Annotated in this window: 13 protein-coding genes; 10 read left to right on the top strand and 3 right to left on the bottom strand. The window is 72.3% G+C overall.

Annotated elements, in window-relative coordinates; all coding sequences use genetic code 11:
* The first annotated feature begins 112 nt into the window (after window positions 1-112).
* From N864_RS24530 to N864_RS05280, 5 genes are all read left to right on the top strand, one after another.
* Entirely contained in the window at window positions 113-415 is a 303-nt protein-coding gene (locus N864_RS24530; protein ID WP_155892818.1) for a hypothetical protein, read from the top strand.
* A gap of 98 nt (window positions 416-513) precedes the next feature.
* Window positions 514-1,242 carry a ferritin-like domain-containing protein gene (locus N864_RS23485; protein ID WP_051518221.1) on the top strand — a complete coding sequence of 243 codons (729 nt, stop codon included), beginning with the start codon at window positions 514-516 and terminating at the stop codon, window positions 1,240-1,242.
* A 114-nt stretch (window positions 1,243-1,356) separates the two neighbouring features.
* Window positions 1,357-2,076, top strand: a complete 720-nt coding sequence (locus N864_RS05290) for a response regulator (protein WP_034714289.1) — start codon at window positions 1,357-1,359, stop codon at window positions 2,074-2,076.
* Window positions 2,073-3,206, top strand: coding sequence for a sensor histidine kinase (locus N864_RS05285; protein ID WP_034714287.1), 1,134 nt, complete (start codon window positions 2,073-2,075; stop codon window positions 3,204-3,206). Before N864_RS05290 ends, N864_RS05285 begins: the two co-directional genes overlap by 4 nt.
* A gap of 141 nt (window positions 3,207-3,347) precedes the next feature.
* Window positions 3,348-4,286, top strand: coding sequence for a DMT family transporter (locus N864_RS05280; RefSeq protein ID WP_034714285.1), 939 nt, complete (start codon window positions 3,348-3,350; stop codon window positions 4,284-4,286).
* 33 nt (window positions 4,287-4,319) lie between these two features.
* Here the strand turns inward: N864_RS05280 and N864_RS05275 are convergent, their stop codons facing one another.
* Window positions 4,320-5,540: a cysteine desulfurase-like protein gene (locus N864_RS05275; protein ID WP_034714284.1), complete on the bottom strand. Its 1,221-nt coding sequence runs from the start codon at window positions 5,538-5,540 to the stop codon at window positions 4,320-4,322.
* 140 nt (window positions 5,541-5,680) lie between these two features.
* Window positions 5,681-7,675 (bottom strand): OPT family oligopeptide transporter, encoded by a 1,995-nt coding sequence (locus tag N864_RS05270; RefSeq protein ID WP_034714282.1) that lies wholly within the window; start codon window positions 7,673-7,675, stop codon window positions 5,681-5,683.
* Window positions 7,676-7,891: 216 nt separating this feature from the next.
* Between N864_RS05270 and N864_RS05265 the strand changes: the two genes are divergently transcribed.
* The 5 genes from N864_RS05265 to N864_RS05245 are packed head-to-tail and all read left to right on the top strand — an operon-like array spanning window position 7,892 to window position 12,908.
* Entirely contained in the window at window positions 7,892-9,235 is a 1,344-nt protein-coding gene (locus tag N864_RS05265; protein ID WP_051518220.1) for an FGGY-family carbohydrate kinase, read from the top strand.
* A gap of 46 nt (window positions 9,236-9,281) precedes the next feature.
* The gene (locus tag N864_RS05260) at window positions 9,282-10,124 is read left to right on the top strand and encodes a class II fructose-bisphosphate aldolase (RefSeq protein WP_034714280.1); all 843 of its coding nucleotides are present in this window, start codon (window positions 9,282-9,284) and stop codon (window positions 10,122-10,124) included.
* Window positions 10,121-11,098 (top strand): 1-phosphofructokinase family hexose kinase, encoded by a 978-nt coding sequence (locus N864_RS05255; RefSeq protein WP_034714278.1) that lies wholly within the window; start codon window positions 10,121-10,123, stop codon window positions 11,096-11,098. The genes N864_RS05260 and N864_RS05255 overlap by 4 nt, the downstream gene beginning before the upstream one ends.
* Window positions 11,098-12,120, top strand: coding sequence for a zinc-dependent alcohol dehydrogenase (locus N864_RS05250; RefSeq protein ID WP_034714276.1), 1,023 nt, complete (start codon window positions 11,098-11,100; stop codon window positions 12,118-12,120). The genes N864_RS05255 and N864_RS05250 overlap by 1 nt, the downstream gene beginning before the upstream one ends.
* A complete protein-coding gene (locus N864_RS05245; protein WP_051518219.1) occupies window positions 12,117-12,908 on the top strand; it encodes a DeoR/GlpR family DNA-binding transcription regulator in 792 nt (263 codons plus the stop codon). The genes N864_RS05250 and N864_RS05245 overlap by 4 nt, the downstream gene beginning before the upstream one ends.
* Before the next feature lie 39 nt (window positions 12,909-12,947).
* On the opposite strand, the gene N864_RS05240 is transcribed toward N864_RS05245, so the two are convergent.
* Window positions 12,948-13,928 (bottom strand): sugar-binding transcriptional regulator, encoded by a 981-nt coding sequence (locus tag N864_RS05240; RefSeq protein ID WP_034714274.1) that lies wholly within the window; start codon window positions 13,926-13,928, stop codon window positions 12,948-12,950.
* Window positions 13,929-14,005: the final 77 nt, after the last annotated feature.

Below are 14,005 nucleotides of genomic sequence, written 5' to 3'. Positions count from 1 at the left end.
GACCGCCTCGTCACCCTCCGTACCCCACCGCAACATCGCCGGGCGCCACACCAGGTAGGCGGCCATCTCCAGGCAACCGGCTCCCATCGCGATCGCAAGGTGCCGTCGGTTCATGACGTTCACCGCCCTCCACATCTCAGGATGGCGCCGCCCCGACATCGGTAGCAGGACCTTGGTCACCAAGCGGGCGCGGTGTGGGCCGGTGTACTGGGAGCGGCATCGAGGCCACCACCTGACAGGGGGAACCGACATGACGTTCATCTGGTTCATCGTCTGGCTCATCGCCAACAACGTCGGCGGTCACAAGCCGCTCCTCTTCGACCCGGTCAACATCTGGGCCGGGACGCTGATCCTCGCGATCGCTCTCGACCTCGGCGCGGCCCACGCGCGTACGCCGTACCGGCGTGGCGGCTGAAGCCTTCATCAAGGCTTCACATCCGCCCCCGACGACGCTTCATCGCCCCGGCGTTGACTCAGTTGCATGAGCAAGCAACGACAACAAGGGGGTTCGTGATGAACACCAAGAAGCGCATCTTCGCAGTCATCGGCACGACGGCGGTCCTCGCCACCGGTGCGGGGCTGACCGCGTCGGCTCTCACCAGGGATGCGGCACAACCCGCGGCTGGGACCTCCGCGGTGGCGCTCACCGCGGCCAGCGATGTCAGCGCCCAGCTGCAGCTGACCCGGGAAGAGGAACGGATGGCCCGTGACCTGTACGCCGCGCTGGCCAAGGTCCACGACGGCGCCCGTCCGATGAGCATGATCACGGTCGCCGAGGACCGGCACTTCGACGCCGTCGGGGTGCTCCTGAGCCGCTACGGCGTGACGGACCCGTCGACGGGCCGCAAGGCGGGCAGTTATGCCTACCCAGAGCTGCAGAAGCTCTACGACCAGTGGTACGCAAAGGGCAAGACGAGCCTCAACGCCGCCTACGAGGTCGGTGTCGCGCTGGAGCAGTGGGACATCGCCGGCCTGCAGAAGGAGGTCGCGGCGACGACGCAGACCGATCTCAAGCGGCTCTACACCAACCTGCTCACCGCGTCGCAGCACCACCTGACGGCCTATCAGGCCGCCGCATCCGGCCAGCTCCCTGACCCAGCGGCCGGCGGCGGGAACGGCACGGGTCGCGGAATGGGCGGCGGCATGGGCGCCGGCCTGGGACGTCACCTCGCCGGTGGCCCGGGCGCGGGCCAAGGGCAGGGGTTCCAAGGCGACTGCCCGATGCTCGACACGGCCGACTGAGCCAGAAGGTATGCCGCTGAGCCGGCGCTCGCGGCACACCTCCTCCCAGCCCGGCCGCTGTCGACCTAGGCTGAAAGCCACCCAGCTCGCACGCATCTCCTCGAAGGGGCCTCGATGGCGCGCACGGTCCTCGTCGTCGACGACGAACCACAGATCCGCGCAGTGCTGCGGGCCTACCTGCAGACCGAGGGCTTCGAGGTCATCGAGGCCGCGACGGGCGCCGAGGCGCTGCGCCTCGCGACGTCGGCCAGCGCGCCACCGGACCTGGTCCTGCTCGACATCGGCCTGCCTGACCTCGACGGGCTCGAGGTCCTCGGCCTGCTGCGCCGACAGTCCGAGGTCTACGTCATCCTCGTGACGGCTCGGGTCGAGGAGGTCGACCGCATCGTCGGCCTCTCCGTCGGCGCGGATGACTACGTGACGAAGCCGTTCAGCCCGCGTGAGGTCGTGGCCCGAGTGAAGTCGGTCCTGCGCCGGGCTCGTCCCGCAGCGGCTCCCGTGCCGGACGAGCAGGACGCTGTCCTCCAGTTCCCCGGTCTGACCATCGACCCCGGCCGTCGCGAGATCGTCGTCGACGGGCACGCCGCCGACCTGTCCACGCTGGAGTTCGACCTCCTCGTCGCGCTCGCCTCGTCGCCGGGACGGGTCTTCTCGCGCGCCCAGCTGCTCGACCGGGTCTGGGGCTACGACTTCTACGGCGACGAGCGCGTCGTCGACGTGCACATCGCGAGCGTGCGCAGGGCGCTGCGCGACGACGCCGTGGCGCCTCGTCTCATCGGCACCGTGCGCGGTGTCGGCTACAAGTTCCTCGCCGAGCCGGAGGACCGGTCATGACCCGCTTCCTGACCCGTCTGGACCTGCGCCTGGTCGTCAGCCACCTGCTCGTCGCCGTCGTGGGTGGGGCAACGACCTACCTCCTCGTCCGGGGCCTGGCACCGAACCTGTTCGAGCAGCAGACCCACATGGGCGCGGGGGGGATGCCCGGCGGGATGGGGCCGGGCCAGACCCTGCGGGCGCAGTTCATCAGTGCCGTCAACTCCGCCCTCGTCATCGGCGTGCTGGCCGGCCTGCTGACGGCCGGCGTCTTCGGCGCCATCGCCGCGTACCGGCTCACCCGGCCGCTCGACGCCCTTGGCGCGGCGACCCGCGCGATCGCGCGAGGCCACTACGCCGTCGAGATCCCACAGCCGGGCACCCTGGAACTCGACGCGCTGGCCGATGACGTGCGCGTCCTCGCCGGCACCCTGCGCGAGACGGAGACGCGCCGGACCCGGCTGCTCGGCGAGGTCGCCCACGAGATGCGCACGCCGCTCACCGTGCTCGACGGCTATCTCGAGGGCATGATCGACGGCGTCCTGCCGACCGATCCGGAGACGCTCGCGCAGATGACCGCCGAGACGCGGCGGCTGCGGCGGCTCGCGGAGGATCTCTCGTCGCTCTCCCGGGCCGAGGAGGGGCGGCTCGAGCTGAGCCGGCAGCTGGCCGACCTGCGCGATGTCGTCACGTCGGCGGTCGTCCGGCTCGGCACGCAGGCGGAGGACTCGGCGGTGGATCTCACCGTGACCGCCGGCGACCGCACGGTGCCGGTCACCGTGGACCCCGACCGGATCGCGCAGGTCGTGACGAACCTCGTCGGCAACGCCCTGCGCGCCACCTCGCCGGGCGGCCGGGTCAGCGTGGCGGTCGACCTCGCCGGCGGCCGAGCGGTCACGACGGTGCACGACACCGGCGAGGGGATCGCCGCCGCCGACCTCGAGCGCATCTTCGAGCGCTTCTACCGGGTCTCGGGCCGGCGCCGGCCACCCGGGCAGCGCACGTCGGACGGAGGGTCGGGGATCGGCCTGACCATCTCCCGCCGCATCGCCGAGGCGCACGGCGGCACGCTCACCGCCACGTCGCCGGGCCCCGGGCAGGGCGCCACCTTCACCCTCACCCTGCCGCTGACCTCCGCACCGGCCGGGTGACCGACGCGGACGGCCCGAGAGGCCCGAGAGGGCCGTGCGCCCCCGTGCCGCCCCGTGCGTCAGGCAGGGTGACTGGGGAGCCGGGTGAGCGGCATACCCCTTGTCCAACCCGCGCGCGACGTCACTTAGATTGGCGCGGTGATGCCGCAGGCCACCCCAACCGGCAGCGCCCGGATCGGGCTGCTCCAGGTGTGCGCGGCGGGGGTGCTCTGGGGGACCGGGGGCGTCGTCGTCACCCTCCTGCACGAGCGCGACGGGCTCAGCGCGATGACCGTCAGCGCGTGGCGAATGTTGCTCGGTGCCGCCGCGCTGGTCGCCTTCGCCGTCGCGGCCCGGCGCCTGCGCGCGGTCGGCGAGACGATGCGGGCGCACCCGGTGCTCGCGGTCCTCGTCGGGTGCGGCACCGCCGTCTACCAGGGGCTCTACTTCGTCTCGGTGCTGCTCGTCGGGGTCAGCGTGGCGACGGTCGTCTCGCTCGGTCTGGCCCCGATTCTGGCGGCGGTCTGGGAGCACCTGACGGCCCGGACGCGCCCGTCGCTGCGGGAGGTCGTCGTCCTGGCGGCGGCGCTCTGCGGTCTCGTCCTCATCAGCGCCACCGCGAGCGAGGGGTCCTCGGCGCCCGGTGACGATCCGACTCTCGGCCTCGTCCTCGCCGTCGCCGCGGGGGCGACCTACGCCGCCACGACCGTGCTCGGCCACACCCTCGCGCAGCGGGTCGACACCGTCGCCCTCACGACCTGTGCGACCGCGGCGGGTGCCGTCGTGCTGGCCCCCTTCCTCGGGGTAGCGGTCGCGACGGGCGGGCCGGTCCTCACGGGCAGCGGGTCCTCGTTGGCGCTCCTGATCTATCTCGGTGTCGCCACCATGGGCCTGTCGTACGCGCTGCTCTATGCCGGGCTGCGCACCACGTCGGGGTCGGCGGCCACCGTGGCCACGCTCGTCGAGCCGCTGTCGGCCGCGCTCGTCGCCGCACTGGTCCTCGGCGAGCGGCTGGCGTGGCCGGCGCTCGTCGGGGGCGCCCTCATCCTCGCCGCCGTCGTGGGGCTGCACCGCCGGGAGGAGCGGCCCGCCCCGGCCTGAACCTCCTGCTGACCGGACCCGAGCCGGCGTGGCCTACCGCTGCGCCGCCTGGAGGGCCGCGTCGAGGCCCTCGAGGAGCCGGTCGACGTCGGACTCGTTCGTGTAGGGCGCGAGTCCGATCCGCAACCCACCCACGTCGCCGAGACCCAGGTGGTGGGAGCACTCCCAGGCGTAGAAGTGACCGGCCGGCGCATTGATGTCGCGCTCGGCCAGCTGGCGGCGCACCTCCTGCGGCTCGACACCGTCGAAGGTGAGCAGCAGGGTGGGCGTGCGCCGGGCGGCGTTGCTGTGCACGCGGATCCGCGGGTGCGACCGCAGCGGCGACTCGAGGCGGCCGAGCAGGTGCTCTTCGTGGTCCTCGAGGGCCGAGAACGACGCGACGAGGCGCTCCCGCCGGGGCGCCCCGGCCGGCGCGTCGCCGCCGAGCGTGGCGAGGAAGTCGACGGCCGCGCGACTGCCGGCGAGCAGCTCGTACGGCAGCGTGCCGAGCTCGAAGCGTTCCGGGACGGCGTTGCTCGACGGGAGCAGCTTGTCCGGGTGCAGGGTCTCGAGCAGGGCGGGGTCGGCCGCGAGCACACCGTGGTGCGGCCCGAGGAACTTGTACGGGGAACAGACCCACAGGTCGGCGCCCTCCGCCGCGACGTCGACGGACACGTGCGCCGTCGCGTGCACGCCGTCGACGTGGAGCAGCGCCCCGACGGCATGGGCAATCGCCGCGATCGCCGGCAGGTCGGGGCGGGTGCCGATGAGGTTCGACGCCGCGGTGACCGCGACGACCCGGGTCCGCGGCGTGGTCACGGCTGCGATGTCGTCCGCAGTCAGCTCGCCGGTGGTGGGGTCGAAGTCGGCGAACCGCACTGTCGCGCCGCACGCCTCGGCCGCAAGGACCCACGGCCGCACGTTCGCGTCGTGGTCGAGCCGCGTCACGACCACCTCGTCGCCGGGGCCCCACCCGCTCGACAGGGTCCGCGCCACCATGAACGTCAGCTCCGTGGCCGACCGGCCGAAGACGATGCCCCCGGGATCGACGGCGAGCAGGTCCCCGAGGGCCGAGCGCGCCTCCACGACGACGGCGTCCGCGCGACGCTCGGAGGCCGTGACGACGCCGCGGTTCGAGATCGGCGACAGAAGCGTCGAGGCGACCGCTTCCGCCACGACGTCCGGGGTCTGCGAGCCGCCCGGGCCGTCGAAGAAGGCTGTCCCGCTCTTGAGGGCGGGGAAGTGGGCGCGCACCGATTCGACGTCGTAGGCCATGCCGCATTCTCGCAGCCAGCGCCAACCGCACCGCGGCGCGCTTCCGGCGGCGGGTGCGGGCGATCGCCCCAGCGAGTGGATGCGGTATGCCGCTGAGCCGGCTCAGCGGCATACCGTCCTGTTGCTCGGCTCCCTCGGCACTACTGGTGCGAGCCCGCACTGCCGAGGCCGACGGCCTCCTGCGAGCGGCGGCGCACCGACCGGTACATCCACACGAGCACGGCGACGAAGACGACGACGCCGAGCAGGTTCGCCCACGGCAGGAAGCCCTCGCCGACGACGGCCATCGGCTCGTCCTTGCCGGAGGCGACGACGATGGCGGCGTAGGCGACGCCCCAGAGGCTGTCACCGACGATGAGTCCGGTCGCCATGAGGACGCCGAGCCGCTTGGCCCGCTCGGGGTCGGACTGCCGGTCGGCCCACCGGTTGTGGATCGTGCCGAGGACGGCGCCGACCGCGATCATGGCGGTGAGGGCCATCGGCAGGTAGATCCCCATGCCGACCGCGAGCGGGGGCAGGCTGCGCTTGGAGCTGGTCCGGCGCAGCACCTCGTCGATGACGATGACGACCACGCCGATCGCGACGCCGAGCCCGACCTTGCCCCAGTCGAGCTTGCCCCCGAAGACTCCCTGCGCCAGCGCGGAGATGAGGCCGGCCTGCGGGGCGGGCAGTGCGTTGGCGCCGGCGCCCGGAGCGCCGATGAAGCCGAACGCCTTGTTGAGCAGGTCGAGGACCGGGGCGATGACGAGCGCCCCGAAGACGACCCCGATGACGAGCGAGACCTGCTGCTTCCACGGTGTCGCGCCGACGAGCTGGCCGGTCTTGAGGTCCTGCAGGTTGTCGTTCGAGATCGTCGCGATGGCGAAGATGATCGCCGTCGCGAAGAGGGTGTAGGCGACGAGCTCCTTGATCCGCTGGGGGTCACCGCCGGCGCCGTGCAGGATGACGATGACGAGCGACAGGAGCAGGGTCACGAGGATGCCGACCCCCGAGATGGGGCTGTTCGACGAGCCGATGAGGCCGGCCATGTAGCCGCAGATCGCGGCGACGACGGCGCCGATCACGACGGTGAACAGCACGGTGGCGATGATCGTGCCGGCCTTGGCGTCCTGCAGGTGCGTCTGGCCGAGGAACATCCAGAGCAGCGCCGCGATGGGGATCAGGGAGACAAGGATCCAGCCGCCGACGATGCTGATCGGCAGGTCCTGCTCCTGCAGCTCGACGGACTGGCCCGCCCGCCGCGCGCGAGCCGACACGGCGGCGTCCTTGATCCCCCGCACGATGGGGCCGACGATCTTGACGAGCGCCCAGATCGCGGCGACCGCCATGGTCCCCGCGCCGACGAACCGGACGTCCTGGGTGAAGGTCGAGTCGACGAGGTCGGAGATCGACGTGCCCGCACCGGCCTTGCCCCAGCTCATGACAGGCACGAGGACGCCCCAGCCGATCGCCAGCCCGACGAACATCGCGATGCCGACCGACAGCCCGACGAGGTGGCCGATACCGATGAGCGACAGCGACAGGCTGATCGAGCCGCCGATCGCACCGGAGCCGAGCTTCGTCGCCGTGGAGAGCCCGTCGGAGACGACCTTGAGCTTGGCGAGGATGCCGAAGGCGGCGGAGACGACGCCGCCGAGGATGATCGTCCGCAGGCTCGCCTTGTCGCTCTCGGCGCCGGCCGTGGAGCCGACCTTGAGCACCTCGGCGGCCGCGACGCCCTCGGGATACGGCAGGTCGGAGTTCGTGACCAGCGCCCGGCGCAGCGGCACCGTGTACATGACGCCGAGTGCGCCGCCGATGACGCAGATGGCGAGCGTCGTCCAGTACGGGAAGTTCTGCCACCAGCCGACGATGATGAGGCCGGGCAGGACGAAGATGATCGCCGCCAGCGTCCCGGCCGCCGACGCGATCGTCTGGACGATGTTGTTCTCCTGGATGCTCGACCCGCGCACCCGGCGCAGGATCGCCATGGAGATGACTGCGGCCGGGATCGAGGTGGCGAACGTCAGGCCGACCTTGAGGCCGAGGTAGACGTTCGCCGCGGTGAACACCAGCGTGATGACGCCGCCGAGGACGACACCCCGGATGGTCAGCTCGCGCACGGTCGTGGTCTTCGAGGGGGTGGCGCTCGACATCCGCCCACACTCGCACACGCCTCCGGTGCGGTGCACGCCGAGGCAGGCACGGGCGCTTCGTGCCCGAGTGAGCGGTATGCCGCTGAGCTGGCTGAGCGGCATACGGCGCCGCTCGCTCCGGGACCGTCCGCGCGCCTTGACACGACGACCCGGGCACGGGACGATCTCCAACACAATCCAAGAGACCCCACCGAAACACAACGACGGGGGACTGGCGTGGCCCGTCTGCTGCTCGCCGGTGTCGACGCCGGCACCACCTCGATCAAGGCGCTCCTCGTCACCCCCGCGGGCGAGGAGGTGGCCCTCGGTCGTGCTCCGACGACGTGGACGCCGGCTCCGTTCGGAGAGGAGACGACGGGGGAGGCGCTCGCTGCCGGGGCGCGGGCAGCGCTCGCCGAGGCGCTGCGCCAGTGCCCGGGCGATCGCGTCATCGGCTTGGGTGTCGCGAGCATGGCCGAGTCCGGGGTCCTCACCGACGACCGGGACCAGCCGCTCGCGCCGGTCATCGCCTGGCACGACCACCGCGACGAGGCCCAGCTCCGGGACCTCGTGGACACCGTTGGGGCCGACGCCTTCTCGCGCACCACGGGCCTGCCGGTCTGGACCCAGTGGAGCCTGACCAAGCACCGCTGGCTCCGCGACCACGTGCCGGCCGTGGCGGCGGCGACCCGGCGCTACAACGTCGCCGAGTGGATCGTCCGCTCGCTCGGGGCGGACCGCGCGACCGAGCTGTCCCTCGCTTCGCGGACCGGGTGGCTCGACATCCGGCATCGACACTGGTGGGCGGAGACCCTCGACTGGTCCGGCGCCTCGGCGTCCCTGTCGGCGCGGCTCGTCCCGGCCGGCACGCCCATGGGCGTCGCTCGGACCTCCGGGGACCTCGCCGCGCTCGACGGCGCCGTGCTCACCGTGGCGGGCCACGACCACCAAGCCGCGGCCGTGGGTCTCGGCTGTCACCGGCCCGGTGACGAGTTCGACTCGTGCGGCACGGCGGAGGCGCTCCTGCGCACCGTCGAGCCCGGGCTCTCCGAGGCCGCGATCCTCACCCTGACTCGACACGGCGTCACCGTGGGGTGGCACGCCGCCCGAGACCGCTGGTGCCTGCTCGGCGCCACCCAGGGCGGCCTGATCCTCGGCAGGGTCATGAGCGCCCTCGGCATCACGCGGGACCGCCTGACCGACCTCGACCTCGCGGCGCGGGTCGCGGCGGACCGCCCCCGAGCCGTGACCCTCGGGCCCGGGGCCGGTGACGTCGTCGTCGACCCGGCCGCGACCGAGGGGGAGGTGTGGCGGGCGGCGACCCGCGCCGTGAGTGAGCAGGCCGCCCGGCTCAGTGATGCGCTGAGCCAGGCCGGGGGTCATCGGACCCGGCTGTTCGTCGCCGGCGGGTGGACCAACAGTGCGGCCTACATGGCCGCGAAAGCCGAGGCGGTCGGCAGCGTACGTCGGGTCACGACGCAAGAGGCGGGTTGCCGCGGAGCCGCCGTCTTCGCCGGGATCGCCGCGGGCACCTATGCCGACCTCGACGATGCGCCGAGCGCCACCGAGGTCCCCAGTTGAGCGTCCGGATGCCGCCGCGGTTGGCGGCGCGCCCCAGGAGGAATGAATGCCGTTAGCCACAACGTCGGAGCTGGTCCAGCAGGCGCGCGAGCAGGGTCGAGGAGTCCCCGCGTTCAACGTCATCACCCTCGAGCACGCCGAGGGCATCGTCCGTGGTGCCGAGCAGGCCGGGGTGGCGGTCATCCTCCAGATCAGCGAGAACGCGGTGAAGTTCCACGGCGGACGGCTCAGCCCGATCGCCGCTGCGTCGCTCGCGGTCGCCCGGGACGCCGCAGTCGACGTCTCGGTGCATCTGGACCACGTCGAGGACGTGGAGCTGCTGCACCAAGCAGCCCGTGACGGCCTCAGCTCCGCGATGTTCGACGCCTCCGTCCTGGACTATGCGGACAACGTCGCCGCAACCCGGTCGGCGGCGGACTGGGCCCACGGGGCGGGCATCTTCCTCGAGGCGGAGCTGGGCAAGGTCGGCGGCAAGGACGGCGCTCACGCACCGGGCGTGCGGACCGACCCGGACGAAGCGCGCGCGTTCGTCGGTGACACCGGGGTCGACGCCCTGGCCGTCGCCGTGGGCAGCTCCCACGCGATGACGGACCGCACGGCGCTGCTGGACGTGGACCTCATCCACCGGCTCGCTGCCGCAGTGCCCGTCCCGCTCGTCCTGCACGGCTCCTCCGGGGTGCCGGACGACCAGCTGCGCGCCGCGGTCCGGGCCGGCATGGTCAAGATCAATATCGGCACGATCCTCAACGTGGCGTTCACGAGCGCCGTGCGGGCCCGACTGCGAGCGGACGACCGCGTCGTCGACCCGCGCAGGTATCTCGGCGTCGCGCGCGACGAGGTCGCGGCCGTTGCCGGACGCCTCGCCACCGTGGTCGGAGGGGCGCGGTGATCGTCACCGTGACGCTCAACCCGAGCCTCGACCTGACCTACGCGCTCTCCGAGCCGGCTCTGGGCGCGGTCGATGTGCACCGCGCGGTGTCCGCCACCGTGGAGGCCAGTGGCAAGGGTGTCAACGTCTCCCTCACGCTGCGGCGGGCGGGCCACAACACCGTCGCGGTCCTGCCGGTCGGCGGTGCGACCGGTCGGCACCTGGCCGAGCTGCTCGCGGCTGAGCAGCTCGCGCACGCCACCGTCCCGGTGCCGGGGGACACCCGGATCAACACCTCGCTCCTGCTCGGCTCCGGCCGGACCATCAAGGTCAACGGCCCTGGCACCGAGCTGCGTTCCGGCGATGTCGACCGACTGCTGGGTGAGGTCGCGACGGTGCTGAGTCGCCTCGGCCGGTCAGCGTCCGGGCCGGACGAGCCGTCGTGGCTCGCGGTGTGCGGGTCGCTCCCGCCCGGTGTCGCTCCCACCGTGATGGGCGCGCTCGTCGACCTCGCCCACGGCCACGCCGTCCGCTGCGTGGCAGACGTCTCCGGCCCGGCACTCGGTGCGGCACTCGCCGCGGGAGCCGACCTGCTGGCCCCCAACGGTCTCGAGCTGGGGCAGCTGCTCGGCGTCGACCTTCATGCGGCGCCGCTCGTCGACATCGCCCGGGCCGCTGTCGGCGTGGCCCGTGCCGAAGGTCCGGAGCTGCTCGTGAGCCTGGGCGCGGACGGCGCCCTCTTCACGGACGGGTCGAGCATCCTGCACGGCAGCGGGCCGGTTCTCGTCCCGGTCAACACCGCCGGAGCAGGGGATGCCTTCCTCGCCGGTTGGCTGGCCGTCCCCGGCACCTCCGAGGAGCGGATGGCGCGCGCCCTGGCCTTTGGCCGCTCGGCCTGTCTGTCGCCGCACACCGTGGACCCGCACCCGGGCTCCCAAGGGTGGGACGGGATCACCGTCACGAACGTCACACAGCAACTGGAGGAAGGCAACTGATGAACAGCATCCGACGGGTCATTGTCCGGGCACTCGACACGGTCGAGGTCCGCACCGAGACGCCGGCCCAGCCGGCCGCGGACGAGGCCCGCGTGCAGACCGTCACCATCGGCGTCTGCGGGTCGGACACCCACGCGCTGCACGGCACACACCCGCTCATTCCGATCCCCTACTACCCCGGCCACGAGGTGACCGGAAGGGTGATCGAGGTCGGAGCCGAGGTCGAGAGCGTGCAGCCCGGCGACCGGGTCACGGTCGAGCCGACCCTGCCGTGCTGGGAGTGCAAGCAGTGCCGTCAGGGGCAGGAGAACCTCTGCGAGAATCTCCAGTTCTTCGGCTGCGGCTACGAGCAGGGCGGCATGGCAGACGAGTTCGTCGTCCGTGCAGACCGGCTCCACGTCATCCCGGACGACCTCGACGACCGCGCCGCGGCGCTGATCGAACCGCTCGCGACGCCCGTCCATGCCGGTCGCATCTGCGGGCCGCTGCAGGACAAGGCGGTGGCGGTCCTCGGCTGTGGCACGATCGGGCTCCTGATGCTCGCGGTCGCTCGCTACCAAGGGGCCCGGCGCATCGTCGTGACCGATCCACTCGCCGCCAAGCGAGACGTCGCGCTCGCCCAGGGCGCCGATGCGGCGGTCGACGCCACGCACCCCGAGGTCGTGACGCAGGTCCGGTCCGCCCTCGGGGAGAGCGCCGACGTCGTGTTCGACTGTGTCGCGGCCGAGGCCACCATCGCCGCGGGGGTGGCCATGGCCACGAAGGGCGGCACCGTGGCCATCGTCGGAGTGCCGGCCAAGGACGTCATGGTGCCGGTGGTGGCGGTGCAGGACAACCAGATCCGCATCCAGGGCTGCGCCACCTACCTGCCCGAGGACTACGCCACGGCCATCGAGATGCTCCAGTCCGGCGCCGTCGACCCGGACGTCATGGTCACGTCGGAGTACCCGCTCGCCGAGGCGAGCGCTGCCTTCGCCGCGTCGTCCAGCGGCGCCGAGATCAAGGTGCTGATCCGGCCATGACGAGAGCCCGCCCGTCGGGTGGTGAGACGCAGCTGGCCGCCCTGCGCCACCAGGTCATCCTCGACCTGCTCGGGGAGGACGGACAGGTCAGCGCCAACGCCCTGTCAGAACGGCTCGGCGTCACGCACGAGACCGTCCGCAAGGACCTGCTGCACCTGCAGGAGCGCGGCCGGCTGCGACGCGTCCACGGCGGCGCCGTCCCCGTCGCGTCCCTGGTCCACGAGCCGCTCGTCGGTGCCCGGACGGCACAGGCCGAGGAGAAGGCGCGGATCGCCCGGGCCGCAGCCCAGTTCGTGCCGGACGAGGGGGCGGTGATCCTCGACTCGGGCAGCACGACGGCCGCGCTCGCGGAAGCCTTTCCGGCCAGTCCCAACGTCCTGGCCATCACCAACTCGCTGCCCGTCGCGGTCATGCTGCTCGCCAGGGCAGCCACGGTCGTCACGCTCGGTGGCCGGGTCCGGCCGGAGACCCAGGCGACGGTCGACGAGTGGGCCCTGCGCCAGCTCGAGACGGTACGGGCGGATGTGGCGTTCCTCGGGGCCAACGCGTGCTCGGTCGAGCACGGGCTGGCGACGCCGGACCAGTCGGAGGCGGCGGTCAAAGCCGCCTTCGTCCGCTCGGCCCGGCTGCGCGTGCTGCTCGCCGACCACACCAAGTTCGGGCGGGAGTCGGTCTTCCACTACGCGACGCTCGAGGAGATCGACGTCGTCGTCACGGACACCGGCATGACCGACCGCGCCGCCCGCGAGCTCGAGAAGGCCTGCGGCGTCGAGGTGGTGCGTGCCTAGCTCGTCCCCGCGTCTCGCCGTGGCGTCTCGCCGTCGCGGCTAGCTGGCCGTGCCGTCGACGCTGTTGCCGAGCGCCGCGATGAGGCCATCCGCGATCTCGGTCGTCGTGACGAGGCTGGAGACGAGGCCCGCTCGGATCGCCCCGATGACCGCGTCGGTCTTGTTCTCGCCGTAGGCGGTGGCGATCACCGTCGGGACGGCGAGGAGCTGCTCTCGGGACAGCGTGATGAGCCGGTCGGTCAGCGGCGTGTCGACCAGACGGCCCTCGGCGTCGAAGCAGACCCCGGCGACCTCTCCGGCGATGCCACACGTTGTGCCCTCGTCGCGGGTCTGCTGGCTGCAGGCGTCGAAGATCGTCGACGCGCCGGGCCGCCAGGCGCCGACGCCGACCACCGCGACGGTGACCTCTGACGCCTGGTCGAGGGCCTGCCTCACCGCCGGGTGCCGGCGCAGGACCGCCGCGCTCGCGGCGTCCTCGAGGATGAGCGGCGCATAGAACACATAGCTGCGTCCGCCGCTGACGCGGGCCGCGCGCGTGGCCACCTCGACCGAGCTGCTGTCCTCCCCGTCGACGACGAGGGCGCCGCAGAGCTGGACGACCGGGACCGAGGGGATCTCGTCCAGGTGGGCCACCATGTCGTTCACGGCCCGGCTCCAGGCCAGCCCGAGCACGTCGTCCGGCGTGATGAGCTCGGCGAGCAGCCCGGCCGTGGCGCGTCCGACCCGCTGCCGGGTCTCGCCGGCCGCCGAGTCGGTGCGCACGACGACGACCTGGCCGAGTCCGTAGTGCTCCCGGATCAGCTCCGACTTCTCCGCGTCGATGCCGGGGGGACCCACGATCTCGATGCGGACCACGCCGAGCTCCCGGGCGAGGTCGAGCAGACGGGCGACCTTGAAGCGGCTGATCCCCATCTCGCGTGCAATGTCGATCTTCGACTCCCCGCCCAAGTAGTGGCGTCGGGCCACCTCCGTCATGGCAACTGACTCGCCGGGCCCGAGGCCGTGATCAGGAGCTGTCATCTCACCGTGACCTATCTGGTGTTGACAAGTGGCGTGGCGACTCGCCACGCTCATGTGTGCAAGGGTAGCGCTCATAT

Source organism: Intrasporangium chromatireducens Q5-1, assembly GCF_000576575.1.
Taxonomy (GTDB): Bacteria; Actinomycetota; Actinomycetes; order Actinomycetales; family Dermatophilaceae; genus Intrasporangium_A; species Intrasporangium_A chromatireducens.
Note: the sequence above shows the minus strand (reverse complement) of the source record. Positions and strands in the feature narration are given on the sequence as shown.